Origin of the sequence: Streptomyces sp. NPDC059989 (genome assembly GCF_042736975.1) — a bacterium.
Classification (GTDB): domain Bacteria; phylum Actinomycetota; class Actinomycetes; order Streptomycetales; family Streptomycetaceae; genus Streptomyces.
The window spans coordinates 98,315-123,477 of the sequence record NZ_JBHWUO010000014.1 but is presented as its reverse complement, the minus strand read 5'-3'; the positions used below and the strand labels follow the sequence as shown (position 1 = coordinate 123,477).

The 25,163-nt window shown below is 71.5% G+C and carries 22 protein-coding genes; 10 read left to right on the top strand and 12 right to left on the bottom strand.

Features of this window, described 5'->3' with window-relative positions; all coding sequences use genetic code 11:
• Window positions 1-29: 29 nt before the first annotated feature.
• Window positions 30-2,156: an ATP-binding protein gene (locus ACFWBN_RS15295; protein ID WP_385176470.1), complete on the bottom strand. Its 2,127-nt coding sequence runs from the start codon at window positions 2,154-2,156 to the stop codon at window positions 30-32.
• A 250-nt stretch (window positions 2,157-2,406) separates the two neighbouring features.
• Here ACFWBN_RS15295 and gabT point away from each other — a divergent pair, with 250 nt between their 5' ends.
• Together gabT and ACFWBN_RS15285 are read left to right on the top strand one after the other, a co-directional pair.
• Window positions 2,407-3,753 (top strand): 4-aminobutyrate--2-oxoglutarate transaminase, encoded by a 1,347-nt coding sequence (gene gabT / locus ACFWBN_RS15290; RefSeq protein WP_385176467.1) that lies wholly within the window; start codon window positions 2,407-2,409, stop codon window positions 3,751-3,753.
• 142 nt (window positions 3,754-3,895) lie between these two features.
• A complete protein-coding gene (locus tag ACFWBN_RS15285) occupies window positions 3,896-4,669 on the top strand; it encodes a phosphatase PAP2 family protein (protein WP_385176464.1) in 774 nt (257 codons plus the stop codon).
• Here the strand turns inward: ACFWBN_RS15285 and ACFWBN_RS15280 are convergent.
• The 8 genes from ACFWBN_RS15280 to ACFWBN_RS15245 all read right to left on the bottom strand — a co-directional run bounded on the left by ACFWBN_RS15280 (window position 4,635) and on the right by ACFWBN_RS15245 (window position 14,441).
• Window positions 4,635-6,437 (bottom strand): chitinase, encoded by a 1,803-nt coding sequence (locus ACFWBN_RS15280; RefSeq protein ID WP_385176460.1) that lies wholly within the window; start codon window positions 6,435-6,437, stop codon window positions 4,635-4,637. The genes ACFWBN_RS15285 and ACFWBN_RS15280 overlap by 35 nt on opposite strands.
• 85 nt (window positions 6,438-6,522) lie before the next feature.
• Complete coding sequence (locus ACFWBN_RS15275; protein ID WP_385176457.1) at window positions 6,523-7,020, bottom strand: hypothetical protein; 498 nt, start codon at window positions 7,018-7,020, stop codon at window positions 6,523-6,525.
• Window positions 7,021-7,186: 166 nt separating this feature from the next.
• Complete coding sequence (locus ACFWBN_RS15270) at window positions 7,187-8,605, bottom strand: NAD(P)/FAD-dependent oxidoreductase (protein ID WP_385176454.1); 1,419 nt, start codon at window positions 8,603-8,605, stop codon at window positions 7,187-7,189.
• Window positions 8,606-8,628: 23 nt separating this feature from the next.
• Window positions 8,629-9,435 (bottom strand): ABC transporter permease, encoded by an 807-nt coding sequence (locus ACFWBN_RS15265; protein ID WP_385176451.1) that lies wholly within the window; start codon window positions 9,433-9,435, stop codon window positions 8,629-8,631.
• A complete protein-coding gene (locus tag ACFWBN_RS15260) occupies window positions 9,435-10,364 on the bottom strand; it encodes an ABC transporter permease (RefSeq protein WP_385176448.1) in 930 nt (309 codons plus the stop codon). The genes ACFWBN_RS15265 and ACFWBN_RS15260 overlap by 1 nt, the downstream gene beginning before the upstream one ends.
• Window positions 10,361-11,509, bottom strand: coding sequence for an ABC transporter ATP-binding protein (locus ACFWBN_RS15255; RefSeq protein ID WP_385176445.1), 1,149 nt, complete (start codon window positions 11,507-11,509; stop codon window positions 10,361-10,363). The genes ACFWBN_RS15260 and ACFWBN_RS15255 overlap by 4 nt, the downstream gene beginning before the upstream one ends.
• A gap of 118 nt (window positions 11,510-11,627) precedes the next feature.
• The gene (locus ACFWBN_RS15250) at window positions 11,628-12,878 is read right to left on the bottom strand and encodes a PotD/PotF family extracellular solute-binding protein (protein ID WP_385176441.1); all 1,251 of its coding nucleotides are present in this window, start codon (window positions 12,876-12,878) and stop codon (window positions 11,628-11,630) included.
• A gap of 48 nt (window positions 12,879-12,926) precedes the next feature.
• On the bottom strand, window positions 12,927-14,441 hold the full coding sequence (locus ACFWBN_RS15245) for a gamma-aminobutyraldehyde dehydrogenase (RefSeq protein WP_385176612.1): 1,515 nt from the start codon (window positions 14,439-14,441) through the stop codon (window positions 12,927-12,929).
• Window positions 14,442-14,635: 194 nt separating this feature from the next.
• Here ACFWBN_RS15245 and ACFWBN_RS15240 point away from each other — a divergent pair, with 194 nt between their 5' ends.
• The 3 genes from ACFWBN_RS15240 (at window position 14,636) to ACFWBN_RS15230 (ending at window position 17,689) form a co-directional block, all read left to right on the top strand.
• Window positions 14,636-15,190, top strand: coding sequence for an NADAR family protein (locus ACFWBN_RS15240; RefSeq protein WP_385176438.1), 555 nt, complete (start codon window positions 14,636-14,638; stop codon window positions 15,188-15,190).
• 14 nt (window positions 15,191-15,204) lie between these two features.
• The gene (locus ACFWBN_RS15235; protein ID WP_385176435.1) at window positions 15,205-15,600 is read left to right on the top strand and encodes an NUDIX hydrolase; all 396 of its coding nucleotides are present in this window, start codon (window positions 15,205-15,207) and stop codon (window positions 15,598-15,600) included.
• 484 nt (window positions 15,601-16,084) lie between these two features.
• Window positions 16,085-17,689: a TROVE domain-containing protein gene (locus tag ACFWBN_RS15230; protein ID WP_385176432.1), complete on the top strand. Its 1,605-nt coding sequence runs from the start codon at window positions 16,085-16,087 to the stop codon at window positions 17,687-17,689.
• 7 nt (window positions 17,690-17,696) lie between these two features.
• Here the strand turns inward: ACFWBN_RS15230 and ACFWBN_RS15225 are convergent, their stop codons facing one another.
• Window positions 17,697-18,407, bottom strand: a complete 711-nt coding sequence (locus ACFWBN_RS15225) for a DUF4190 domain-containing protein (protein WP_385176429.1) — start codon at window positions 18,405-18,407, stop codon at window positions 17,697-17,699.
• A 109-nt stretch (window positions 18,408-18,516) separates the two neighbouring features.
• On the opposite strand from ACFWBN_RS15225, the gene ACFWBN_RS15220 reads away from it, so the two are divergent.
• From ACFWBN_RS15220 to ACFWBN_RS15200, 5 genes are all read left to right on the top strand, one after another.
• The gene (locus ACFWBN_RS15220; protein WP_385176424.1) at window positions 18,517-19,542 is read left to right on the top strand and encodes an adenosine deaminase; all 1,026 of its coding nucleotides are present in this window, start codon (window positions 18,517-18,519) and stop codon (window positions 19,540-19,542) included.
• 36 nt (window positions 19,543-19,578) lie between these two features.
• Window positions 19,579-20,268, top strand: a complete 690-nt coding sequence (locus ACFWBN_RS15215; RefSeq protein ID WP_385176421.1) for a glycerophosphodiester phosphodiesterase — start codon at window positions 19,579-19,581, stop codon at window positions 20,266-20,268.
• Window positions 20,265-21,431 (top strand): sensor histidine kinase, encoded by a 1,167-nt coding sequence (locus ACFWBN_RS15210; RefSeq protein WP_385176418.1) that lies wholly within the window; start codon window positions 20,265-20,267, stop codon window positions 21,429-21,431. The genes ACFWBN_RS15215 and ACFWBN_RS15210 overlap by 4 nt, the downstream gene beginning before the upstream one ends.
• Complete coding sequence (locus ACFWBN_RS15205; RefSeq protein ID WP_385176415.1) at window positions 21,428-22,096, top strand: response regulator; 669 nt, start codon at window positions 21,428-21,430, stop codon at window positions 22,094-22,096. The genes ACFWBN_RS15210 and ACFWBN_RS15205 overlap by 4 nt, the downstream gene beginning before the upstream one ends.
• A 147-nt stretch (window positions 22,097-22,243) precedes the next feature.
• Window positions 22,244-23,461, top strand: coding sequence for a serine hydrolase domain-containing protein (locus tag ACFWBN_RS15200; protein WP_385176412.1), 1,218 nt, complete (start codon window positions 22,244-22,246; stop codon window positions 23,459-23,461).
• Here the strand turns inward: ACFWBN_RS15200 and ACFWBN_RS15195 are convergent.
• Window positions 23,433-23,897, bottom strand: coding sequence for a hypothetical protein (locus tag ACFWBN_RS15195; RefSeq protein ID WP_385176409.1), 465 nt, complete (start codon window positions 23,895-23,897; stop codon window positions 23,433-23,435). The genes ACFWBN_RS15200 and ACFWBN_RS15195 overlap by 29 nt on opposite strands.
• Before the next feature lie 77 nt (window positions 23,898-23,974).
• Window positions 23,975-25,153: a PotD/PotF family extracellular solute-binding protein gene (locus tag ACFWBN_RS15190; RefSeq protein ID WP_385176406.1), complete on the bottom strand. Its 1,179-nt coding sequence runs from the start codon at window positions 25,151-25,153 to the stop codon at window positions 23,975-23,977.
• Between the last annotated feature and the right edge of the window lie 10 nt (window positions 25,154-25,163).

Sequence of the window (25,163 nt, the reverse complement as noted above, 5' to 3'; positions counted from 1 at the left end):
CCACCCCGTACGGGTCCGCTCAGCCCGAATCAGAGCGTCGCCGCCCCCGCCAGCCGGACCAGCAGCGGAGCCGCCCGCTCTCCGCGGACCGAGGTCAGGGAGAGCACCGCGTGCCCCGGCGGTACGGAGTGCGCCAGGTCCGAGGCGGACCAGCGCTCGCGCTCCACCTGGCGCACGGTGACCGCGTCCGTGGTGACGGCCTTGCCGGTGACGAGCTTGCGGAAGGCGTGCATCGCCCGGGTCAGCGGCTGGTCGGCGAAGACGGTGCGGTGGGTGACGTCGCGGGTCTCCACCCACTCGGTGCCCCAGGTCTCGGCGAACCGCTTGCCGTCCCAGGTGGTGACCCCGGAGAAGGCCATCCGGCAGCCGACCGCGCCGAGCAGCGGGGTGCGCAGCGCCTCCGGTACGTCGTCCAGGGTGCGCAGCGTGAGCAGGACCCCGGCGTTCGCGGAGCGCAGCCGCTGTACGCCGCGCACGGTCTCCGGGGTCACGGTGTGCGAGGCGTCGTCGAAGGCGAGGAAGGCGAAGAGGGAGCGGTCGGTGCGGGCGGCCGCGGCGGCGTTGAACTGGGCGAGCAGCAGCCGGGCCAGCATCCGGGAGGCGTCGGCGTGCCCGCGCTCGGGGAGGTCGACGCGGACGCGGACCGGGTGCTCCAGGGCACGCAGCGAGAAGGGCCTGCCCTGGCCGGTGGTGTCGAAGTCCCCGACGTTGAAGAACGTGGCGAAGGCGGGCCGGTCCAGCAGGGCCACCCGGTCGGCGAGGGCGGGTCCGGGGTCGGCGGGGGTCCCGTGCTGCCGTTGCCGGGCGTCGAGCTCGCGGAGCATGGCGTGCGCTCCGGCGTCGGCCAGGGCCCGGCGCAGCCCGTCGAGCACGTCCGGGACCTGGTCGAGCAGCTCGCGGAGCTCGGGCACGGCGGGGAAGCGGTCGTACGCCGCCCGGAAGGGTCCGAGGAGCTGCGCGAGGGCGGTCGCGGCCCGGCGCACGTCGATCCCGGGCACGTCCCCGACGAAGGCCTCGGCGAGCAGGGTGGCGGCCTCGTCGGGGTCGGTGGTGCCGCCGTAGAGGTCGAGGTCGTACACGGAGGCGGGGTCGCCGACGCGGACGACGACGTCGTAGGCGTCGTCCGGCCCGAGCTGCGCCCCGGCCGCCCCGACGGCGACCACGGCGGCCTGCCCGGCGAGCGCCTGCAGTGCGAGGGATTCGACGACGGGCCGCACGAGGCGCCCCGTCTTCCCGGCTCCGGAGGGCCCGACGGCGAGCAGGGAGGTCCCGAGGACCTCGGGGTCGAGCGCGAGCGAGGTGCCGCGGCGGGCGTACGGGTTGCGCGGCCCGTCCTCGACGGTGCCGAGCAGCACCTGACGGGCGAGCAGATCGTGCCGGGCGGCCCGCACGGGCAGGTCCCGCGCCCCGGACGGGTGCACGCAGGCCCCGGCGCCCTTGTCCCGCACGGCCTCGGCAAAGGCCCGCAGCCGCGGCGGGTCGACGGTCACCGACTCCCAGGCCCGCCGGATCCGCGCATAGTCCACATCATTCATCCGCCCGGCCCCGACCTCGCCCTCCAGCCGGTCGGCCGCCTCCGCCAACCCGGCCCCGCGCACCTGCGGCCACCGCGCGGGGTCCTCGGGGCCGCCCTGCTCGGACCGGGAGGCCGGGACGGCCGCCTGGACGGCCCGTCCGGCGCGGCTGCCGATGACGCGGCGGGCCAGCTCGGGCCAGCGGCCGAGGCGCCCGAATCCGACGGCCAGGATGATGGCGACGACGCCGTACCAGATGTACGCGGCGACGACGGAAGGCAGCGTCCCGGCCCAGGAGTCGGGCGTGAACATGTAGAGCGGCCAGAGCCAGAAGCCGCCGAGGTAGCCGTTCCACAGCAGGGACCACAGCAGCAGCCCGGCCAGGAGGGCGATCAGGGCCCCGCTGAGCAGTTGGCGGGTCGGGGTCGCCTCGGGCTCTTCGGCGGCCCGCGGCACGTGCCCGTACGACCAGACGCCCGGCCCGTCCGAGGAGCGCGGGACGCGCAGCCACTCCCCGAGTGTGGGGCCGGCCGCCGGCGCGTGGGCCGGCTTCGGCGGGAGGCCCGGAGGCGGTGGGGAGGCCGGCCGCGGGATGTGCCCGGTGCGGGGCGGGCGCGTCTCGTGCGTGCCGTCGGTGTCCATGAAACCCCTGCCCCCTGCCCGTTCCTGCGCTGCGCCGCTCAATGTAGTTGCCCGACAGCGGCCGTGGGCCCGTACCCGTGCACCATTTCGCCGCGCCGCCCACAAGACCCGCCCACATCCTTCCTATGGCCGTCACGGACAAGGAAACGCGGACACCACTCCCGGATGGAGCATGCAGTACCCCCTCTCCCGGGCCTAGCCTGCGGACAAAGACACAAGTGCGTCCGAAAACACCCCCCAGGAGCCCTCTATGACCGCTGTCCCGCAGGAGCGCCGCATCGTCACCGCGATCCCCGGCCCCAAGTCGCAGGAGCTGCAGGCCCGCCGCCTCGAGACGGTGGCCGGCGGCGTGGGCTCCGTGCTCCCCGTCTTCACGGCCCGCGCGGGTGGCGGCATCATCGAGGACGTCGACGGCAACCGCCTGATCGACTTCGGCTCCGGCATCGCCGTGACCTCGGTCGGTGCCTCCGCCGAGGCCGTCGTGCGCCGCGCCTCCGCGCAGCTCGCCGACTTCACCCACACCTGTTTCATGGTCACCCCCTACGAGGGCTACGTAGAGGTCTGCGAGGCCCTCGCCGAGCTGACGCCGGGCAACCACGCCAAGAAGTCGGCCCTGTTCAACTCCGGCGCCGAGGCCGTCGAGAACGCCGTCAAGATCGCCCGTGCGTACACCAAGCGCCAGGCCGTCGTCGTCTTCGACCACGGCTACCACGGCCGTACGAACCTGACGATGGCGCTGACCTCGAAGAACATGCCGTACAAGCAGGGCTTCGGTCCGTTCGCCCCCGAGGTCTACCGCGTCCCGGTCGCCTACGGCTACCGCTGGCCCACCGGCGCCGAGAACTGCGGCCCCGAGGCCGCCGCCCAGGCGATCGACAACATCACCAAGCAGATCGGCGCCGAGAACGTCGCCGCGATCATCATCGAGCCGGTCCTCGGCGAGGGCGGCTTCATCGAGCCGGCCAAGGGCTTCCTCCCGGAGATCGTGAAGTTCGCCAACGACAACGGCATCGTCTTCGTCGCCGACGAGATCCAGTCCGGCTTCTGCCGCACCGGCCAGTGGTTCGCGTGCGAGGACGAGGGCATCGTCCCCGACCTGATCACCACCGCCAAGGGCATCGCGGGCGGTCTGCCGCTCGCCGCCGTGACCGGCCGCGCCGAGATCATGGACTCCGCCCACGCGGGCGGCCTGGGCGGCACCTACGGCGGCAACCCGGTGGCGTGCGCCGGTGCGCTCGGCTCCATCGAGACCATGAAGGAGCTCGACCTCAACGCCGCGGCGAAGAAGATCGAGTCCGTCATGAAGGCCCGCCTGACGGCCATGCAGGAGAAGTACGACATCATCGGCGACATCCGCGGCCGCGGCGCCATGATCGCGATCGAGCTCGTCAAGGACCCGGTCTCCAAGACCCCCTTCCCGGAGGCGGCCGGCGCGCTCGCCAAGGCCTGCCACGCCGAGGGCCTGCTCGTCCTCACCTGCGGCACCTACGGCAACGTGCTCCGCTTCCTCCCGCCGCTCGTCATCGGCGAGGACCTGCTGAACGAGGGCCTGGACCTCATCGAGGCCGCGTTCGCGGCCATCGGCACGGAGATCTGATCGAACGTCTAGAACGCCCGATCGCAAGGCCCGAGCAGTACCGGTGGTAACGGTCGGGCGCTGTGAAGAAGGTGTGGGGGGCCGATGGCGGGAGCGCGTTCCAGCTGTCGGTCCCCTTTTCTCTGCCGTACGGTTTCTGCAGATGAGTGAGACACCCCGCTCCCGGGAAATCGGGGGCGACACCAGTACCGGGCTTCCCCAGCGCCGCACTGGGCATGCGTTCGCGCACACTCCTCACCGATCGGACGGCCGTCCGCCCCAAACCCCCCGGGGCGCGCGGCAACCCGATCCGGGCGGCCGTCCCGGAACCATCCCCCCTGTTCCGGGACGGCCGGCCATCATCCGGGCCGCGCTCTGTCTGACCGCCTTCGCCCTGATCACCTGGCAGGTCCTGGTCTCGGGCCCGCTGCTGTCCCCGGACGAGCGCCTCAGCCGCGCCGTCGTCCGCTCCGTCCCGGACACCGTCACCGAGCGCCTGTCGGACCTCGGCAACATCCCGGTCGCGGTCCCGGTCCTGATCCTCGCGGTCGCGTACGCCGCCCGGCGCGGCAATCGCCTCGGCGCGGCGGCCGCGGCGCTGGCCATGGCCCTGGTGCCGGCCCTGATCGTCCCGCTCAAGGAGTGGACCGCCCGCCCGGGCCCCCTGGAGCCCTGGGCCGCCGGGTACTACCCCTCGGGCCACACCGCCACCTCGGCCGTCGCCTACATCGGCGCGGCCCTGCTCCTCGCCCCGTACACCCGCCGCAACTGGCCGACGGCCGCCGCCCTCGTCCTCACGGGGGCCACGGCCGTCGGGCTGGTGCTGCGGGGCTGGCACTGGCCGCTGGACGTGCTGGCCAGCCTGTTCCTGTGTACCCCGCTGCTGCTGGCAGTGCGCTGGTTCAGCCTCCGAAGTACGCGTCGAAGTTCCGGCTGAACTCCCAGCCCCCGAAGCGGTCCCAGTTGATCGACCAGGTCATCAGGCCGCGCAGGGCGGGCCAGGTGCCGTGGGTCTGGTACGCACCGCAGTTCGTCTTCTTCGTCAGGCAGTCCAGGGCCTTGTTCACCTCGGCGGGCGGGGTGTGGCCGTTGCCCGCGTTCGTCGTCGCGGGCAGGCCGATGGCGACCTGGTCCGGGCGCAGCGCCGGGAAGACGCGGGCGGTGTTGCCCGCGACCGGGAAGCCGGTGAGGAGCATGTCGGTCATGGCGATGTGGAAGTCCGCGCCGCCCATGGAGTGGTACTGGTTGTCCAGGCCCATGATGGAGCCCGAGTTGTAGTCCTGGACGTGGAGCAGGGTGAGGTCGTCGCGCAGGGCGTGGATGACCGGGAGGTACGCGCCGGCGCGCGGGTCCTGGCCGCCCCAGGGGCCGGAGCCGTAGTACTGGTAGCCGAGCTGGACGAAGAAGGTCTCGGGGGCCATGGTCAGGACGAAGTCCGGGCCGTACTTGGCCTTGAGGGTCTTCACGGCGGAGATCAGGTTGACGATCGCCGGGGTGGTGGGGGCGCGGAAGTCGGTGTCGCCGGTGGCGAGGGAGAGGGAGTGGCCCTCGAAGTCGATGTCCAGGCCGTTGAGCCCGTATTCGTCGATGATCCTGCCGACGGAGGAGACGAAGGTGTCGCGGGCGGCGGTGGTCGCCAGCTGCACCTGGCCGTTCTGGCCGCCGATGGAGATCAGGACCTTCTTGCCGGCGGCCTGCTTGGCCTTGATGGCCGCCTTGAACTCGGCCGGGGATTCGACGTTCGGGCATTCGGCGACCGGGCAGAGCTGGAAGCGTATGTCGCCGGAGGTCACCGAAGTCGGTTCGCCGAAGGCGAGGTTGACGACGTCCCAGGAGGCGGGCACGTCGGCCATCCGGACGTAGCCGGAGCCGTTGGCGAAGCTCGCGTGGAGGTAGCCGACCAGGGCGTGCGCGGGGAGGCCGCCACCGCCGCCGCCGCCGCCGGTCGTGGTCCCGGACACGGGGGCGCTCTTGGCGGACTCGCCCGCCGCGTTCACCGCGCTGACCCGGAAGGTGTACGTCGTGGACGCGGCGAGCCCGGTGATCGTCGCCGAGGTTCCGGTGACGCTCAGGGGCGCTGCTCCGTCGCGGTGGATCGTGTAGCCGGTGGCTCCGGAGGCCGCCGACCAGGACAGGTTCAGGGTGCTCGCGGTGGCGCCGGACGCCGTCAGGCCGGTGGGGGCGGCCGGGGGCTGGGGGTCGACGGGGCCGCCGGGGTCGGGGCCGACGAGGGTGAGGTCGTCGGTGAAGTGCGCCGGCTGGCCGTACCAGCCGTGGGTGTAGACGGTGACCGAGGTGGTCGAAGGGCCGGTGCGGAAGCCGGTGGTCAGCTGCTTCCACGCGCCCGGGGTCTGCGTCCAGGTCGACACGTCGGTGGTGCCGGTCCCGCTCGCGCCGAGGTAGACGTACGCGCCCTGCACCCAGGCGCCGAGCGTGTACGTCGAGTCGGGCTTGACGGTGACGGTCTGGGAGCAGCGGGCGTTGTCCTGCCCGGCCGGGGTGGCCTTGAGGGCGGAGCCGCCGCCGTGGACCGGGGTGGTGACGACCGTTCCGCTGCCGGCCGAGCAACTCCAGCCGGTGAGGCCGGACTCGAAGCCTCCGTTGCGGGCGAGATCGGCGTCGGCGGCCGCGGCCGGGGGGCCCGCGGCGAGGAATCCGGCCGCCGCCAGGGCGGCGGCCGTGAGGATGGACCAGGCTCTGCGCACAACTGCCTCCGGAGCATGGGGGGATGGAGCCAGACTGTCGGACAGGGAACAGTGGCGCCCAAGATGGTCCAGACCAATATCCTTGTCAAGGCTTCCGGTACCCCCGCTCCCCCGCCGCCGCCAGGACCGTCGCCGCGGCCTCGTGCATCGCGAGCTCCAGGACCGCCGGATCGGTGAGCGTCCCCTCCCCGTCCGGAAGCACCAGCCAGCGCACCCCGCCCGTCGCCCGGCCCGGATACGGGACCACGATCCAGGTCCCGCGCCCCGCTCCCCGCACGCCCGTGCCGATCCAGCGGGACGCCGTGCCCGGGGGCACGAAAAAGCCCAGCCTGCCGAACACTGTGCGGCTCCGCCGCGTGGCGCCGAAATCGGCGAGCACCGGGCCGGGCCGGTCGAGGAGCAGGTTCAGCACGTCGAGGGTGGCCTGCCCCAGCTCCCCGGGCAGGATCAGCACGTCCCAGCGCCGGCCGGCGGGCAGGAGGGCCACCCCGAGGGGGTTGCGCTCCCATTCCCACCGGCAGGCGTCGGGATCCGGCGCCACCGATACCAGCCATTCCACTGCCGTCTTGTCCGGGGTCGTCATCGCCCGGCCTCCCGTTCCCTGCCTAGGTGAAGGTGTCTCACCGGGAGAGAGCGGGGCCGGGCGCGACTATGACGCGGCTTCCACCACTCCGTGGTGGTGAACCGGGTCACATGGCGAGGGGCGGGTGTGCGCCGGGGGCGTGCAGGCCGGACGGCGGCCGTCCCCGTCAGCTGTCGAAGCCGAGCCCGAAGCGGTCCAGCGTCTTCAGCCACAGGTTGCGGTGGCCGCCGCGGGCGTCGGCGCGGGCCAGCGACCACTTGGTGAGCGCGATCCCGGTCCACGCGAAGGGCTCGGGCGGGAACGGCATCGGCTTGGACTTCACCATCTGCAGCCGGGTGCGCTCGGTGGGAACGCCGTCCAGCAGGTCCAGCATCACGTCCGCGCCGAAGCGCGTGGCGCCCACGCCGAGCCCGGTGTAGCCGGCCGCGTAGGCGACCTTCCCCGAGTGCGCGGTGCCGAAGAAGGCGGAGAAGCGCGAGCAGGTGTCGATCGCACCGCCCCAGGCATGGCTGAACTTCAGGCCCTCCAGCTGCGGGAAGCAGGTGAAGAAGTGCTCGGCGAGCGTGAGGTAGGTCTCGGGGCGGTGGTCGTACTCGGAGTCGAGCTTCCCCCGGTAGGGGTAGATCGCGTCGTAGCCGCCCCACAGGATCCGGTTGTCCCGGGTGATCCGGAAGTAGTGGAACTGGTTGGCGCTGTCGCCCAGCCCCTGCCGGTTCTTCCAGCCGATCGCGGCCAGCTGCTCCTCGGTCAGCGGCTCGGTCATCAGCGCGTAGTCGTAGACCGGGACCGTGAAGGGGCGGATCCGCTTGACCAGCGAGGGGAAGATGTTGGTGCCCAGGGCGACCCGGCGGGCGAGGATCGTGCCGTAGGGGGTCTGGACGGCCATCCCGGTGCCGACCGAGGACATCTTCAGGCCGCGGGTGTTCTCGTAGATCCGCACCCCGAGGTCGAGGCAGGCCCGCTTGAGGCCCCAGGCCAGCTTCGCCGGGTTGAGCATGGCGACTCCGTCGCGGTCCCAGAGGCCCGCGAGGAAGTTCGGGGAGTCGACCTCGGCGCGCACGGCCTCGGCGTCCAGCCATTCGGAGCCGCCGGCCAGGCCGAGGCGCTCGGCCTCCTCGTGGAGCTCGCGCAGCTCCTCGACCTGGTGCGGCTCGGTGGCCACGTCGATCTCGCCGGTGCGCTCGAAGTCGCAGTCGATGCCGTAGCGGGCGACCGCCTCCTCGATGGCGTCGAGGTTGCGCGCGCCCAGCTCCTCCAGCTTGGCGAGCTCGTCGGGCCAGCGGGCCAGTCCGTTGGCGAACCCGTGGGTGAGGGAGGCCGCGCAGAAGCCGCCGTTGCGGCCGGAGGCGGCCCAGCCCGCCTCCTTGCTCTCGATCAGGACGACGTCCCGCCCGGGATCGCGCTCCTTGGCGAGCAGCGCGGTCCACAGCCCGCTGTAGCCGCCGCCGATGACCAGCAGGTCGCAGCGCTCGTCGGAGGTGAGCGCCGGCTGGGGGGCGGGCTTGCCGGGGTCGTCCAGCCAGTACGAGACCGGCTTCGCTTCGGAAAGGGATTTCGCAACACTACGCATGGCGACTGGGGCCATGGCTTCCAACTCCCTACAGGGGTCTACTTCGGTTGTGCCTTCTTGCGGCGGTTGCCGACCATCTGGCCGGCGAGGACCACCAGCACCGCGATGACGAACATCGCCGTACCGATGACGTTGATCTGGACGGGCGTACCGCGCTGGGCCGATCCCCACACGAACATGGGGAAGGTGACGGTGTTGCCCGAGTTGAAGTTGGTGATGATGAAGTCGTCGAACGAGAGCGCGAAGGAGAGCAGCGCGCCCGCCGCGATACCGGGTGCCGCGATCGGCAGGGTGACCCGTATGAAGGTCTGCACCGGGCCCGCGTAGAGGTCGCGGGCGGCCTCCTCCAGCCGCGGGTCCATGGACAGGACGCGAGCCTTGACGGCGGCGACGACGAAGCTGAGGCAGAACATGATGTGGGCGATCAGGATCGTCCAGAAGCCCAGCTGGATGCCCATGTTGAGGAAGAGCGCGAGCAGCGAGGCCGCCATCACGATCTCGGGCATGGCCATGGGCAGGAAGATCAGCGAGTTGACCGCGCCGCGCGCCCGGAAGCGGTAGCGGACCAGCGCGAAGGCGATCGCGGTGCCCAGGGCGGTGGCGCCGAGGGTGGCCCACAGGGCGATCTGCAGCGAGAGCGAGAGGGAGCCGCACAGGTCGGCGACCCCGCAGGGGTCCTTCCACGCGTCGAGCGAGAACTCCTGCCAGGCGTAGTTGAACCGCCCGGTGGGGTTGTTGAAGGAGAAGACGGTCACGACCACGTTCGGCAGGATCATGTACGCGAGCGTGCCGAGGCCGAAGATGACGACGAGATTGCGCCGCAGCCAGGTGGTGAGAGTGCGCATCAGACCAGGTCCTCCGTCCCCGCTCGGCGGATGTAGATGGTGACCATGATCAGCACGATGGCCATGAGGATGAAGGACAGCGCGGCCGCCGTCGGGTAGTCGAGGATGCGCAGGTACTGCGACTGGATGACGTTGCCGATCATCCGGGTGTCCGTGGAGCCGAGCAGCTCGGCGTTGACGTAGTCGCCGCTCGCCGGGATGAAGGTGAGCAGGGTCCCGGAGACCACGCCCGGCATGGAGAGCGGGAAGGTCACCTTCCGGAAGACCGTGGCGGGCTTCGCGTACAGGTCCCCTGCCGCCTCGTGGAGGCGGGTGTCGATGCGCTCCAGCGAGGAGTACAGCGGCAGGATCATGAAGGGGAGGAAGTTGTACGTCAGACCGCAGACGACCGCGAGCGGCGTGGCCAGCACACGGTCCCCCTCGGTCATGCCGAGCCAGCTGGTGACGTCGAGGAAGCCGATGTTGTTGAGGACGGCGACCACCGGCCCGCCGTCCGCCAGGATCGTCTTCCAGGCGAGGGTGCGGATCAGGAAGCTGGTGAAGAACGGGGCGATGACCAGCACCAGCAGCAGGTTGCGCCAGCGGCCCGCCTTGAAGGCGATCAGGTAGGCCAGCGGGTATCCGAGCAGCAGGCAGAGCGCGGTGGCGGTGCCCGCGTAGAGCAGGGAGCGCAGGAACTGCGGGTAGTACTCGGTGAAGGCGTCCCAGTAGGTCTGAAAGTGCCAGGTGACCTGGAAGCCCTCTTCGAGGGAGCCGGTCTGCACCGAGGTGGAGGCCTGGTAGACCATCGGCAGCACGAAGAAGACCAGCAGCCACAGGATGCCGGGGAGCAGCAGCCAGTACGGGACCATCCGCTTGCGCACGGACGCCTTGTGCACCGGGGGTTCGGCGGGGGCGGGCGCCTGGGGCGGCGCCGCGGTGGTCGTCATGCGCTCTCCTCCACCGTCTCGATGCCCGCGTCGATGTCCTGGGCGGCGTCCAGGCCGAAGGAGTGCTCCGGGTTCCAGTGCAGGATCACCTCGGCGCCCGGGACGAGGCGGGCGTCCCGCTCGATGTTCTGGGCGTACACCTCCAGCTCGGGGCAGACCCGGCTGTCGATGACGTACTGGGTGGAGACGCCGATGAAGGAGGAGTCGGCGATGCGGCCGGGGACCTTGTTGCGGCCGGCGGCGATGGTGTGCTCCTCGTCGGCGTGGACCAGGGAGATCTTCTCCGGGCGCACTCCGACCAGCAGCTTTCCGCCGGCGCGGGGGGTGGTCGAACATCGGGCGGCGGGCAGGTGCAGCTTCGTGCCGGAGGCGGAGACCACGACCTCGGTGCCCGCGGACTCCACGGACGCCTCGATGAGGTTGGAGGTGCCGAGGAAGTTGGCGACGAAGGTGGTGCCCGGGTTCTCGTACAGCTCGGCGGGGGCGCCCAGCTGCTCGACGCGGCCGCCGTTCATCACGGCGACCGTGTCGGCCATGGTCATGGCCTCCTCCTGGTCGTGCGTGACGTGCACGAAGGTGATGCCGACCTCGGTCTGGATCCGCTTGAGCTCCAGCTGCATCTGGCGGCGCAGCTTGAGGTCGAGGGCGCCGAGCGGCTCGTCGAGGAGGAGCACCTGGGGGTGGTTGATCAGGGCGCGGGCGACCGCGACGCGCTGCTGCTGGCCGCCGGAGAGCTGGTGCGGCTTCTTGCCGGCCTGCTCGCCGAGCTGCACCAGCTCCAGCATGTCGTCGACCTGCTTCTTGACCGACTTGATGCCGCGGCGGCGCAGGCCGAAGGCGATGTTCTCGAAGATGTTGAGGTGCGGGAAGAGCGCGTAGCTCTGGAAGACCGTGTTCACCGGGCGCTTGTACGGCGGCAGGTGGGTCACCGCACGGTCGCCGAGGTGGACCGTGCCGGTGGAGGGCTCCTCCAGGCCGGCGATCATGCGCAGGGTGGTGGTCTTCCCGCAGCCCGAGGCGCCGAGCAGGGCGAAGAAGGAGCCCTGGGGGATGGTGAGATCCAGCGGGTGCACGGCGGTGAAGGTGCCGTAGTGCTTGCTGATCCCGGCGAGGCGGACGTCGCCGCCTGCGGTCTTGTCAGTCATGGGTGGGTCCCGGGGTTGGGTGGGGGAAGGGTCAAGGGCTTGGGAGCCGGCCGGGGTGCGCCGCCGCCGGTTCGTCCGGCGGGCGGCGCCCCGGTCCTCCACGGCTCGCCGCGGGGCGTCAGGCTCCGATGAGCTTGGCGAACTTCTCTTCGTACGCCGTCTCTTCCTCGCTGGTGAGCGAGCGGAAGGCGTGTGCCTTGGCGGCCATCGCCTTGTCCGGGACGATCAGGGGGTTGTCCGCGAGTGCGGGATCGATCTTGGCCAGCTCGTCCTTGACGCCTTCGACCGGGCAGACGTAGCTGATGAAGGCGGCCAGCTGGGCGGCGATCGGGGGCTCGTAGTAGAAGTCGATGAGCTTCTCGGCGTTGGCCTTGTGCCGGGCGTGGGCCGGGACCAGCAGGTTGTCGCTGGAGGTGATGTATCCGGGGGCCGGGATCGCGTACTGGATGTCCGGGTTGCCGGCCTGGAGCTGGATGACGTCGCCCGCCCAGGCGAGGCAGGCGGCCAGGTCCCCCTTGTCGAGGTCGGCGGTGTAGTCGTTGCCGGTGAAGCGGCGGATCTGCTTGGTGTCCACGCCCTTCTGGAGCCGGCCGATGGCCCCGTCGAAGTCCGCGGTGGTGAAGTTGGCGGGGTCCTTGCCCTGGTCGAGCAGGGTCATGCCGACACTGTCGCGCATCTCGGTGAGGAAGCCGACCCGGCCCTTGAGGGTGGGGTCGTCGAGCAGCTGGGTGACGGAGTCGACCTTCTTCCCGTCGGTGGCCTTGGTGTTGTAGGCGATGACGGTGTCGATGCCGGTCCACGGGTAGCTGTACGCACGGCCCGGGTCCCAGTCGGGGGTGCGGAACTGCGGGATCAGGTTGGCGTAGGCGTGCGGCAGGTTCGAGGGGTCGAGCTTCTGCGCCCAGCCGAGGCGGATGATGCGGGCGGCCAGCCAGTCGGTGACGACGATCAGGTCGCGGCCGGTGTCCTGGCCGGCGGCGAGCTGCGGGCGGATCTTGCCGAAGAACTCGACGTTGTCGTTGATGTCCTCGGTGTACTTGACTTTGATCCCGGTCCGCTTGGTGAACTCCTCCAGGGTGGGACGGGTCTTCTCGTCGTCGCTGGTGTCCATGTACTCGGTCCAGTTGGAGAAGTTGATCTCCTTCTCCTGAGCCGAGTGGTCGTCGGAGGCCGCTGCCGTGTCGCCCTGGCGCTTGGCGGGCGGGATGCCGCACCCGGCGAGGGTGGACAGGCCGCCGAGGGTGAGCGCCCCGACTCCGGAGGCGCGCAGCAGCGAGCGGCGGGTGAGGGCGCCGCGCCCGCTGGTGAGGCTGCGCCGCATCGCGGCGAGTTGCGCCGCCGAGAGGCGGTCGGGCTCGAACTGCTCCATGCGCGTTGCCCTTTCGGGAGGTGGACCGCTGGTCGAGCGGTGCGTCTGCTATCGGTCCCCGAAGATCGTGCGGTGCCAGTCCTTGGCCGCCACCGCCGTGTTGTCGTACATCACGTGCTTGACCTGCGTGTACTCCTCGAAGGAGTAGGCGGACATGTCCTTGCCGAAGCCGCTGGACTTGTAGCCGCCGTGGGGCATCTCGCTGATGATCGGAATGTGGTCGTTGATCCAGACGCAGCCCGCCTTGATCTCGCGGGTGGCGCGGTTGGCGCGGTAGAGGTCGCGGCTCCAGGCGGAGGCGGCGAGTCCGTAGGGGGTGTCGTTGGCCAGCGCGATGCCCTCGTCGTCGGTGTCGAAGGGCAGGACGACCAGCACCGGACCGAAGATCTCCGACTGGACGACCTCGCTGTCCTGGGCGGCGCCCGCGATGAGGGTGGGCCGGTAGTACGCGCCGGTGGCGAGTTCGCCGCCCGGGATCTCGCCGCCGGTCACGACGGTGGCGTAGCCGCGGGCGCGCTCGACGAAGCCGGCTACGCGGTCGCGCTGGGCGTGCGAGACCAGGGGTCCGAGGTCGGTGGTGGCCGCGAAGGGGTCGCCGAGGCGGACGGTCTCCATCAGCTCGGCGACGCGGGCGACGAAGGCGTCGTGGAGGGGGCGCTGGACGTACGCGCGGGTGGCGGCGGTGCAGTCCTGGCCGGTGTTGATGAGGGAGGCGGCGACGGCGCCGTGCGCGGCGGCCTCCAGGTCGGCGTCGTCGAAGACGAGGAAGGGTGCCTTGCCGCCGAGCTCCAGGTGGAGCCGCTTGACGGTGGCGGTGGCGATCTCCGCGACCCGCTTGCCGACGCCGGTGGAGCCGGTGAAGGAGGTCATGACCACGTCGGGGTGGCCGACCAGGTGCTCGCCGGCGTCGCGGCCGGCCCCGGCGACGATGTTGATCACGCCGTCGGGCAGGCCGGCGTCCTTGGCCGCCTGCGCGAACATGAGCGAGGTCAGCGGGGTGAGCTCGGCGGGCTTGAGGACGATGGTGTTGCCGGCGGCGATGGCCGGGAGGATCTTCCAGGCGGCCATCTGGAGCGGGTAGTTCCAGGGCGCGATGGAGCCGACGACCCCGATGGGCTCGCGGCGCACGTAGGAGGTGTGGTCGCCGGAGTACTCGGCGGCGGCCTGCCCCTGCAGGTGGCGCGCGGCGCCCGCGAAGAAGGCGGTGTTGTCGATGGTCCCCGGCACGTCGAACTCCGTGGACAGCTTGATCGGCTTGCCGCACTGGAGGGACTCGGCGTACGCGAAGTCCTCGGCCTGCTCGGCCAGTACGGCGGCCAGCCGGTGCAGGGCGTCCGACCGCTCACCGGGGGTGGCGGCGGACCAGCCCGTGAAGGCCCTCTTGGCGGCGGCGACGGCCTCGTCGACGTCCGCGGTGCTCGCGAGTTCGTAGGTGAGGACCTCGTCGCCGGTGGCCGGATCGACCACCGTGTGTGACCGTCCGGACGTGCCGGACCTCAGCTGTCCGTCGATGTACTGCGCGCCGTCTGCGAAGCGGTCTTTGACCTGGAAGCGGTTGCCCATCACGCTCTCACGCTCTCCGTAGCTACAGTTCGAGCTACAGCTCGAATTGAGTGCCGATCCTGGCAGAGGAGGTCCCCTCGGCCAAGTGATTCCGTTGTTGCCTTTTGATTACGCGACGGAATCGGTCGACCATGTGTCGAGGCACACCCGAAATCCCGTACGAAGTGTCAGTGGCGACTGTCAGACTCGCGTGCATGGAGATGATCGACAACCTGATCAAGCAGGTCAGCCGCGGTGAGCGGGTGAAGTTCCTGCCGTTCTGGGGACACCGGCCGAGGCCGGACGGGACGCTCGGGCCGAGCTGCCTCAGCCAGTGGTGGCCGTCCGCTTTCACTGTGGGTGACGTCCGGTACGCCACCGCCGAGCACTGGATGATGGCCGGGAAGGCTCGGCTGTTCGGGGACGCGGAGGCGGAGCGGGCGGCCCTCGCGGCCCGGACCCCGGCCGAGGCGAAGAAGGCCGGGCGGCTGGTGCGCGGATTCGACGACGCGGTGTGGCAGCGCGAGCGGTACGGGATCGTGGTGGAGGGCAGCGTGCACAAGTTCGCCTCCGACCCGGCCCTGCGCTCGTACCTGCTGACCACCGGGGACCGGGTACTGGTGGAGGCGAGCCCGGTGGACCGGATCTGGGGCATAGGCCTGGCCCCCGACGACGAGCGCGCCCTGGACCCGGCGAGCTGGCGCGGCCTGAACCTGCTGGGCTTCGCCCTCATGGAGGCCCGGGAGCGGCTGCGCGAGGGCGGCGCGTGACGGAGCGGCGCAGGGTGGCCGCCGTGATCATCCGGGACGGCTGCGTGCTCATGGTGCGCGAGCGCGGCCGGGGGCCCGCGGGCCGGCACGACGGGCCGGAGTACTGGACCCTGCCGGGTGGCGGGATCGAAGCCGGCGAGCAGCCCGAGGAGGCGGTCCGGCGGGAGGTGGCCGAGGAGGTGGGGCTGCACGCCCTGGGCGTGCGGTTCGCCTACGACTCGCCGTACCCGTCGGGCTGGACCGCCTGCTTCCGCGTGGACGTCGAGCCCGGCGATCCGGTCCTGGGGGTGGATGCGGACCTGGAGTGCGACTGCCCGCGGATGGTCGGGCTCATCTGGGTCCCGCTGTCGCGCGGGGGCGCCGACGGCGAGGTCATGGTGCCGACGCTGCTGATGGCGGCCACGGTCTGAGGGGCGGTAATTGCGTGGCGGCGCCCGGCCCCGGCGCCTAACGTGATCGTTGTCCAGGTGCGAAGGCGAGACCTACTTCCACTCTTCATGGGGAGGTCGCGGGTTCGAGTCCCGCCGCCGGCTCCGTGCCGGTGTAGCTCAGTTGGCAGAGCACCACGTGGTTTCGCCGAACTCGATCTCTGGACACCTACGTCACGCACCTCCCGGTGCGCAGGCTGCGGCTCCTTCTTTCGCAAAGACACCAGGCCGCCGCCACCTTGATCTCGGGAGGACGTGCGTGGGGGATGCCCGGTGCGCAGGCAGCGGTTACTTCCCGGACCCGGAGGTCGTGGGTTCGAATCCCACCCGGCCCCCCGCCCGCGAGGGCGACGGCCGGTGGAGCAGTCAGGAAGCTCGCCGGGCAATAGTCCGCCGCCGACCCTGATCTCGGGCATCCCTCACGTCACTCCTCCCCCGCTTCCTTTTGAATTCGGGGGAATTCACCATGGCTCGTTTCAACCTGCGCGCGTTCAGGTCCGCGCCCGACGCGTCCGCCTCGCCCACGTCGCCCACCTCGCCCGTGCGCTCGACCCGACGCTCCCGCACCCGCGAGAGCGGACCGGGCCACGAACGCGACGCGCGTTCCGAGCTGTTCCTGCTTGCCGTCGCCAACTTCGTGACGCAGCGGACCTTCTACGAGAGCGGCGAGGCCCGCGACGACCGCTTCGGCGCCCTCGTGCGCCGGCTCGCGGTCGAGGATCCCGCGTGGACGGCCGGCCTGCTGGGCTGGCTCCGCGGGGACGCGAACATGCGGACCGCCTCGCTCGTCGGCGCCGCGGAGTACGTCAAGGCGCGGCTCGACACCGGCGCCACCGACGGGCCGTCGAACCGCCAGGTCGTGGACTCCGTACTGCGGCGGGCGGACGAGCCCGGCGAGCTGCTGGCCTATTGGACGGCGACGTACGGGCGGAACGTGCCCAAGCCGGTCAAGCGCGGCATCGCCGACGCCGTACGCCGCCTGTACTCCGGCACCTCGCTGCTGAAGTACGACACCGACTCCAAGGCCTACCGCTTCGGCGACGTGCTCAACCTCGTGCACGCCTCCCCCGACCCGGCCAAGCCCTGGCAGGGCGAGCTGTTCCGCTACGCCCTCGACCGCCGCCACCACCCGGACGGCGCGGAGGTCCCGGCGGGCAACCGCACGCTCGCCGCCCACCGGGCGCTGATGGAGCTGCCGGTCTCCGAGCGGCGCGGGGTCGTCACGGCTCCGGACGGCGCCGAGCGGCTCGCGGAGGCGGGCATGACCTGGGAGGCGCTGGCCGGATGGCTGCAGGGGCCGATGGACGCGGCGGCCTGGGAGGCGGTCATCCCGTCCATGGGCGCGATGGCGCTGCTGCGCAACCTGCGCAACTTCGACCAGGCCGGGGTCTCGGACGAGGTGGCCGCGCGGGTCGCGGCGAAGATCTCCGACCCGGAGGTCGTGGCCCGGTCCCGGCAGTTCCCCTTCCGCTACCTGGCCGCCTACCAGCACGCTCCCTCGCTGCGCTGGGCGTACCCGCTGGAGCGGGCGCTCGGCCACTCGCTGGGCAACGTACCGGCCCTGCCGGGCCGGACGCTGGTCCTCGTCGACCGTTCCGGGTCGATGTGGTCCCCGCTGTCGGAGCGCTCGCAGCTCAACCGGGCCGACGCGGCCGCCGTCTTCGGGGCGGCGCTGGCGCTGCGCGCCGAGCACGGCGACCTGGTGCAGTTCGGCTCGGACAGCCACGTCGTCCCCTACACCCGGGGCGAATCCGTGCTGAAGGTGCTGGAGCGGTTCGGTGACCTCGGCGGCACCTACACGGCGAAGGCCGTGAAGGAGCACTACCGGGGCCACGACCGGGTGCTGATCGTCACCGACGAGCAGGCCGCCGGTTCCTACGGGGGCGATCCGACGGCCCAGGTGCCGGACACCGTCCCGGTGTACACCTGGAACCTGGCCGGCTACCGGGTGGGGCACGCACCGTCGGGCTCGGCGCACCGGCACGCCTTCGGCGGGCTCACCGACGCGGCCTTCCGCATGGTGTCCCTGATCGAGGGCGGCCGGGACGCCGACTGGCCGTGGGCGGTCTGAGCCCGGCTCAGACCTTCTCGTGCACCTGGGAGTTCGAGTAGGGGCTGTCGTAGTCGGAGTCGTCGTCGGAGAACCCGTCGAGGACCGGGGCGAACATGGCGAACAGCATCAGGCAGCCCAGCAGGATGCCTATCGCGCCCAGGATGATGCCCGCGAGCGCCATCCCGCCGTTGTCGGCCTCGCCGCGGGTCGCCTTGCCCTTGCCCAGGGCGCCGAAGACGATCGCGCCGATGCCGAGCGCGATGGCTATGAAGCTGGTGATGCAGCCGACGACCGAGATGATGCCGAGGACCAGGGCGGTGATGCCGAAGCCGTTGCTCGGCTGGGCCCCGTACGGCGGGTACCCGGCGTATCCCGGGTAGTAGCCCTGGTGGCCGGGCTGACCCGGATGTCCCGGCTGACCGGGGTATCCGGGATAGCCCGCGTCGCCGGGGTACCCGTAGCCCGGCAGGGCGGGCGGCGTCGGCGGGCCGGGGTACCCGTAGGCGGCCGGGGCGGGACCGGTGACCGGCGGCGCGGCCGGAGCCGGGGACGCGAGCGGCACGGACGGGGTCGGTGTGGCGTCGCCCGGCATCCCCGCGAGCGTCGGCTGGTCGTGCACGGACGGCGGGCCCGACACACCCGGCGCACCCGGGATGCCCTGCTGCTTGCCCAGATCGACGGCCGGCCGCTCCGGCGGCGCCCACGGGTCTCGCTGCTCGGGACTGTTCTCGGTCATGCGGCACCCCCCTCTCGTACAGCCATGCTAAGCGCTGCCACCGACAGTCACCGGTCTGCCTACGATGAAGCCGACCTGCCCGTACCCGCGTCCTCCCGGAGGCATCCTCATGACCGACCTGCACCCCTTCATCGCGGGGCTGCCCAAGGCGGAACTCCACGTCCACCACGTCGGCTCGGCATCGCCGCGCATCGTCGCCGAGCTCGCCTCCCGGCACCCCGACTCGAAGGTGCCCACCGACCCCGAGGCGCTCGCCGACTACTTCACCTTCACCGACTTCGCGCACTTCATCGATGTCTACCTGTCGGTCGTCGACCTGGTCCGCACCCCCGACGACGTCCGCACGCTGACCTACGAGGTCGCGCGCGACATGGCCCGGCAGAACATCCGCTACGCCGAGCTGACCATCACCCCGTACTCCTCCACCCGCCGCGGCATCGAGGAGACGGCCTTCATGGAGGCCATCGAGGACGCGCGCAAGGCCGCCGAGGCCGAACTGAACGTCATCCTGCGCTGGTGCTTCGACATCCCCGGCGAGGCCGGCCTGGAGGCCGCGGCCGAGACCGCCCGCCTCGCCGTCGACCTGCGCCCCGAGGGCCTGGTCTCCTTCGGCCTCGGCGGCCCCGAGATCGGCGTGCCGCGCCCGCAGTTCAAGCCGTACTTCGACCGTGCCCGGGCCGCCGGCCTGCACAGCGTGCCGCACGCCGGCGAGACCACCGGTCCCGAGACGGTCTGGGACGCCATCCGCGAGCTGGGCGCCGAGCGCATCGGCCACGGCACCAGCGCGGCGCAGGACCCGGAGCTCCTCGCCTACCTCGCCGAGCACCGCATCGCGCTGGAGGTCTGCCCGACCTCCAACATCGCCACCCGCGCGGTGACGGACCTCGACCTGCACCCGGTCAAGGAGATGGTGGCCGCGGGCGTGCTCGTCACCATCAACAGCGACGACCCGCCGATGTTCGGCTCCGACCTCAACAACGAGTACGCGGTGGCCGCCCGCCTCCTGGACCTCGACGAGCGCGGGCTGGCGCAGCTCGCGAAGAACGCGGTCGAGGCCTCCTTCCTGGACCAGGCGGGCAAGGAGAAGCTCACCGCGGAGATCGACGCGTACACGGCCGAATGGCTCGCGCGCTGACGTCCCGCCGATCCGTACGGCCCTGAGAATGGGGTCATGCGAACCCTGACTGCCGTCGGCCACCGCGGCGATCCCTACCGTGTCCGTGAGAACACCCTCTTCTCGATCCGATCCGCCTTCGCGCGCGGGGCGGACGCGGTGGAGATCGACGTACGGCTGACCCGCGACGGGGTGCCGGTCCTCCTCCACGACGAGACGCTCCAGCGGCTGTGGGGCCATGACGTGCGGCTCGACGCCGTCACCGCGCCGCAGCTCAAGGAGTTGACGGAGGGTGGGGTTCCGACGCTGCGCGACGCCCTGATGGCGGCCGGAGCGGGCCGGGTGATGCTCGACCTGCCGGGTGCGAGCGCCGAGTCGGTACGGACGGTCGTGGACCTGGTCCGCGAGTGCGGGGCGCGCGAGCGCACGTACTACTGCGCGGGCCCGAACACCATGCTGGCGGTCCGCGCCGCCGATCCGGGCGCGGAGATCGCGCTGACCTGGACCACGCTGTCGCCGCCGCGCCGGGTGCTGATCGACGCGGTGACCCCGCGCTGGCTCAACTACCGCTTCGGGCTGGTGGACCGGGGGCTGACGGACGCGCTGCACCGGGACGGCCTGCTGGTGTCGGCCTGGACGGCGGACACGAAACGGTCCATGCGGCGGCTCGTCAGGGCCGGGGTCGACTCGATCACGACGAACCGGGTCGACGCCCTGACCGCCGTACGGGCCGAGCTCGGCCGGTGATACGCGAGCTGGCCGAGCGGGTCCGGCGGGCCAATCCCTGGGTCGTGGACCTGGGTCTGACCCTGCTGGTGCAGTCGGCGGTCACGATGCCGTTCGTGCTGCCGCGGGAGGCCGGGCTGCCGCCCGTGACCTGGGGCGCGTACGCGATGACCACGCTGGGGGTGGTGCCGCTGGTGTGGCGGCGGCACCGGCCGGTGACCGTACTGGTGGTGATCCTGCTCGTCGGCGGGGTGTACAAGGTGGCGCTCGACGGGCCCGGGCAGCCGCTGCCGTACGCCGGGCTGATCGCCTTCTACACGGTCGCGCTGCTGTGTACGGCGCGGGTGCGGGCGGCGGTCGGGGTGCTCTCGGTGGTGACCGTCGTCGGGTCGGTGGGGCTGAACACGGGCTCGGCCAGGGAGCTGTTCTTCACCATGTTCTGTGCGGCCGCGGCGTACGCGCTGGGCCGGCTCCAGTACACGCGGCAGGCCTACACGGCGGCGGTGGAGGACCGGGCGGCGCAGCTGGAGCGGGCGAACCGGATCGAGGCGGAGCAGGCCGCCGCGCGCGAACGGGCCCGGATCGCGCGGGAGATGCACGACATCCTCTCGCACGCGGTCAGCATCATGATCGTGCAGGCGGAGGCCGGTCCGGTGGCCGTGCGCAGGGCGCCGGCCAGGGCCGAGGCCGCCTTCGAGGCGATCGCCGAGACGGGCCGGGACGCGATGGCGCAGCTGCGCACGATGCTGGGCGTGCTGCGTACGGAGGAGACGGCTCCGCGCGCGCCCCAGCCCGGGATCGGGGCGCTGCCGGCGCTCCTGGACCGGGTGCGGGCCAGCGGATTGCGGGTGTCGTACGAGCGGACGGGCGAGGTGCGGGAGCTGCCGGCCGCGCTGGAGGCGACGGTGCACCGGGTGGTGCAGGAGGCGCTGACCAACGTCGTGAAGCATGCCGGGGCCTCGCTGGTGGAGGTCGGGCTGGACTACGGGCCGCGGTCGGTCACGGTGACGGTGACCGACGACGGCCGGGGTCCTGGCGGGGCCTCCGGCGGGCACGGCCTGATCGGGATCCGCGAGCGGGCGGCGGCGCACGGCGGGACGGCGGAGGCCGGTCCGGGGCCGGGCGGGGTCGGCTACTCGGTGCGGGTGGCCCTTGTAACCTCGGCGCTGGAGGTGGGGAATTGACGATCCGTGTGGTGGTGGCCGACGACCAGGAGCTGGTGCGCAGCGGGTTCGCGATGATCCTCGACGTGCAGGAGGACATCGAGGTCGTGGCGGAGGTCGGGGACGGCGCGGCGGCGGTGGAGGCGGTGGTCCGGCTCGCGCCGGACGTGGCGCTGCTGGACATCCGGATGCCGGTGCTGGACGGGATCGAGGCGTGCCGCACGATCACGGCGCGCAGTGCCTGCCGGACGGTGATGCTGACGACCTTCGATTCGGACGAGTACGTGTACGAGGCCCTGCACGCGGGGGCGAGCGGCTTCCTGCTGAAGGACGTACGGCGGGACGATCTGGTCCATGCGGTACGGGTGGTGGCGGCGGGCGATTCGCTGCTGGCGCCTTCGGTCGCGCGGCGGCTGATCGAGGAGTACACGGCGGCGACGGTGCGGCCCGCCCTTCCGTCGGACCGGCTGGAGGTGCTGACGGCGCGGGAGCGGGAGACGCTGCTGCACCTGGGACGGGGGCTGTCGAACGCGGAGATCGCGGCGGCTCTGGTGGTGAGCGAGCACACGGTCAAGTCGCACGTGGGGAACCTGCTGGCGAAGCTGGGGCTGCGGGACCGGATCCAGGCGGTGATCTGCGCGTACGAGACGGGCCTGATCGCGGCGGGTACTCCCTCTGGGGAGTGAGGGGACGGCGTGTCGGCTCCCTCCAGCCGGTGAGTTGTCGTACCGGTGAAGACCCCTCTCGGGGGTGATCCGCAACTACCCCTCTGACCTGCAGCATTGAGGTCATCGGGGCGCAGACGCCTTGCGGATCTCACAGGGGGAACCACCATGAACGCTCGTACACGCACGCTGATCGCCGCCGCTCTGGTCCTGGGCATCGCCTCCGGCCCGGCGGTCGCCGCACACGCGTCGGCGCCCGTGCCGACGGCCGCCGCCCGGGCCGACGGCCCGATCGTCCCGACCCCGCCGAACGCGGCGGCGCTGGAGAAGGCGATCGCGGGAGTGGGCGCGCAGAACGAGAGCGCGACGGCCGCGCTGGTCCGCGTGGGCGGCACGAGCGGGCGCTGGCAGGGGAGTTCGGGCGTCGCGGACATCCGCACCGGGCGGGCCGCTGTCGAGCAAGGCCGCTTCCGGGCGGGGTCGGTGACGAAGACCTTCACCTCGGCGGTGGTGTTGCAGCTGGCCGCCGAGGGCCGGGTGGATCTGGACCAGCCGGTCCGGCAGTACCTCCCCGGGACCATTCCCGACGCGTACGGCGCGGTCACGGTCCGGCAGCTGCTCAACCACACCAGCGGCATACCTGCGGCGGACGGGCCGGGGGACGCCTTCGAGTCGCAGTGGGAGCACCGCTTCGATGTGACCGATCCGCGTCTGCAGATCGCCAACGCCGTCGCCAAGGACAGGGAGTTCGCCCCGGGTGCGGCGCAGCACTACCTGAACATCAACTACACGGTGCTGGGCGTCCTGATAGAGGAGCTGACGGGCACGACGTACGAGGATGCGGTCGGCCGGCGGATCCTGAAGCCGCTGGGCCTGCACCACACCTCCTTCCCCGGGCGGACCCAGACGAAGATCTACGGGCCGCACAACCGGGGCTACCAGGCGGTGGCGAAGGCGGACGGCTCGACCGAGCTGCGCGATGTGACCGAGTGGAACTCGTCGGACCGGTGGGCGGCGGGCGACATCATCTCGACGACGGCCGATCTGGAGCGGTTCACCACAGCGCTGTTCAGCGGCCGGATCGTGCCGAAGGCCCAGCTGGAGGAGATGTTCACGGTGCCCCGGGTGAAGGACTTCGCGAGCGGCAAGTCCGCCACGCTGACGGCGGGCCTGGCGCGGCTGGTCCTGCCGGACGGCACGGTGGCGTGGGGCAAGACGGGCGGGCGGTACGGCTACAACACCGCGATAGGCGCGACCCGCGACCTGTCCCGCACGCTGGTGTACTCGGTGAACGCCACGGACGCCAAGGGCCAGGACATGAACAAGGTGGCCCTCGGCATCGTGATGGCGGCCTTCGCTAAGCCGGCATCGCCTCAAGGCGCTTGATCATGCGGCGGAGCACCAGCAGGGGGATCACCCCGAAGACTCCGAAGGACATGTCGATGACCGACCACCAGAAGGGGATGCCCCGGATGGGGCCGCAGATCAGGGCCAGGGGGATCACGCCCGCACAGGCGATCATGCCCGCCTCGACGATCCAGATGTTGCGGACCGGGTCGCGGTGGACCCCGTAGAAGAAGACGGCGATGACGAGGTGCGCGAAGGCGAGCCAGTCGGTGCCGTAGAGGAGGAAGGGGTACTGCGCGTCGGCCTGCTCCAGCCCGTCGCCGACCCGCCGCAGCCAGAAGTTGTCCACCAGGGCGTTGGCCCAGTGGAGCTCGCTGACCAGGGGGAAGGCGGTGAGGCCGCTGAGGACCAGGCAGACGATGAACAGGACCAGCCAGGCACGGATCCGCCGCTGAAGGGCGCTTCTCTCGCTCATGGAAGGAAGCCTACGCAGCTTTCTGAACACGTTCAGCCAAACTGCTGAACATGTTCAATTCTGTAGCCGGACCGTGATCAGAGTCCGACGATCGCGTTCCACCGCCTGGCGAGGGAGCGGCGCTCGGCGGAGGAGATGTCCCGGGCCACGACGAGCCGCTCGCGCATCGTGTCGTCGGGGAAGATCAGCGGGTTCTCGGCGAGTTCGGCGGTCTCCTTGTCGTCGGAGGCGGCCAGGACCTCCCGGGCGGCCGGTACCGGGCAGACGTAGTTGACGGAGGCGGCGAGCTCCGCGGCCACCTCCGGGGCGTAGTAGTGGTCGATCAGGGCCTCGGCGTTTGCCTTGTGCCGGGCGAGGTTGGGGACGAGCAGGCTCTCCGCCCAGAGTTCGGCCCCCTCCTCCGGAACCACGAACTCGATGTCCGGGTTGTCGGCCTGGAGCTGGATGGCGTCGCCGGAGTAGGCCTGGCAGGCCAGGACGTCGCCCTTGCTCAGATCGGAGGTGTAGTCGTTGCCGGTGAAGCGGCGGATGTGCTTCCTGCGCACCAGGTCCTCGACCTGGTCGCACATCCGGTGGAAGTCTGATTCGGTCCAACGGGTGACGTCCACGCCGTTGCCCTGCATCAGCAGGGAGAAGGACTCGTCGAGGCCGGAGAAGAGGGTGACCTTGCCCGCCAGGTCCTCTCGCCACAGGTCCGCGACCGACTTGATCTCCCGACCCAGGGCCTTGCGGTTGTAGGCGATGCCGGTGATCCCCGACTGCCAGGGGACGGTGTGCAGCCGGCCCTCGTCGAAGGCGGGGGAACGCAGTTGCGGGTCCAGGTACGTGGCCACGTTGGACTGCGCCGAGCGGTCCATCTTCTGGGCCCAGCCCAGGTGGACGAAGCGGGCGGCCATCCAGTCGCTGACGACGACCAGGTCGTGTCCCGTCTCCTGGCGGTTCATCAGGGCCGGGCTGATCTTGCCGAAGAACTCGTCGTTGTCGTTGATCTCCTCGGTGTACCGGACCTCGATGCCGGTCCGCTGCGAGAAGGCGTCCAGGGTCGGCCGGCGCTCCTCGTCCTCCTCGTCGGTGTCGATGTACAGCGGCCAGTTGGAGAAGGCGACGCTGCGGTCCCGCCCGGAGCGGTCGGTGCCCTCGCGCCGGTCCTCGGGGACGTAGGCGGCGGGCACTCCGCATCCGGTGAGGGCGGCCAGCAGCCCAGTGGCACCGAGGCCGCGCAGCGCGGCGCGGCGGGAGAAGGCGAGTTCAGGCATGGCCTCAGCC

Bases quoted from the DNA above. Each gene is read 5' to 3' on its own strand.
- ACFWBN_RS15220 (WP_385176424.1), top strand. From the start codon at position 18,517: ATGACCGACCTGCACCCCTTCATCGCGGGGCTGCCCAAGGCGGAACTC.
- ACFWBN_RS15230 (WP_385176432.1), top strand. From the start codon at position 16,085: ATGGCTCGTTTCAACCTGCGCGCGTTCAGGTCCGCGCCCGACGCGTCC.
- ACFWBN_RS15275 (WP_385176457.1), bottom strand. From the start codon at position 7,020: ATGACGACCCCGGACAAGACGGCAGTGGAATGGCTGGTATCGGTGGCG.
- ACFWBN_RS15285 (WP_385176464.1), top strand. From the start codon at position 3,896: ATGAGTGAGACACCCCGCTCCCGGGAAATCGGGGGCGACACCAGTACC.
- ACFWBN_RS15225 (WP_385176429.1), bottom strand. From the start codon at position 18,407: ATGACCGAGAACAGTCCCGAGCAGCGAGACCCGTGGGCGCCGCCGGAG.
- ACFWBN_RS15250 (WP_385176441.1), bottom strand. From the start codon at position 12,878: ATGGAGCAGTTCGAGCCCGACCGCCTCTCGGCGGCGCAACTCGCCGCG.
- ACFWBN_RS15190 (WP_385176406.1), bottom strand. From the start codon at position 25,153: ATGCCTGAACTCGCCTTCTCCCGCCGCGCCGCGCTGCGCGGCCTCGGT.
- ACFWBN_RS15265 (WP_385176451.1), bottom strand. From the start codon at position 9,435: ATGCGCACTCTCACCACCTGGCTGCGGCGCAATCTCGTCGTCATCTTC.
- ACFWBN_RS15245 (WP_385176612.1), bottom strand. From the start codon at position 14,441: ATGGGCAACCGCTTCCAGGTCAAAGACCGCTTCGCAGACGGCGCGCAG.
- ACFWBN_RS15195 (WP_385176409.1), bottom strand. From the start codon at position 23,897: ATGAGCGAGAGAAGCGCCCTTCAGCGGCGGATCCGTGCCTGGCTGGTC.
- ACFWBN_RS15215 (WP_385176421.1), top strand. From the start codon at position 19,579: ATGCGAACCCTGACTGCCGTCGGCCACCGCGGCGATCCCTACCGTGTC.
- gabT (WP_385176467.1), top strand. From the start codon at position 2,407: ATGACCGCTGTCCCGCAGGAGCGCCGCATCGTCACCGCGATCCCCGGC.
- ACFWBN_RS15255 (WP_385176445.1), bottom strand. From the start codon at position 11,509: ATGACTGACAAGACCGCAGGCGGCGACGTCCGCCTCGCCGGGATCAGC.
- ACFWBN_RS15200 (WP_385176412.1), top strand. From the start codon at position 22,244: ATGAACGCTCGTACACGCACGCTGATCGCCGCCGCTCTGGTCCTGGGC.
- ACFWBN_RS15240 (WP_385176438.1), top strand. From the start codon at position 14,636: ATGGAGATGATCGACAACCTGATCAAGCAGGTCAGCCGCGGTGAGCGG.
- ACFWBN_RS15270 (WP_385176454.1), bottom strand. From the start codon at position 8,605: ATGGCCCCAGTCGCCATGCGTAGTGTTGCGAAATCCCTTTCCGAAGCG.
- ACFWBN_RS15295 (WP_385176470.1), bottom strand. From the start codon at position 2,156: ATGGACACCGACGGCACGCACGAGACGCGCCCGCCCCGCACCGGGCAC.
- ACFWBN_RS15260 (WP_385176448.1), bottom strand. From the start codon at position 10,364: ATGACGACCACCGCGGCGCCGCCCCAGGCGCCCGCCCCCGCCGAACCC.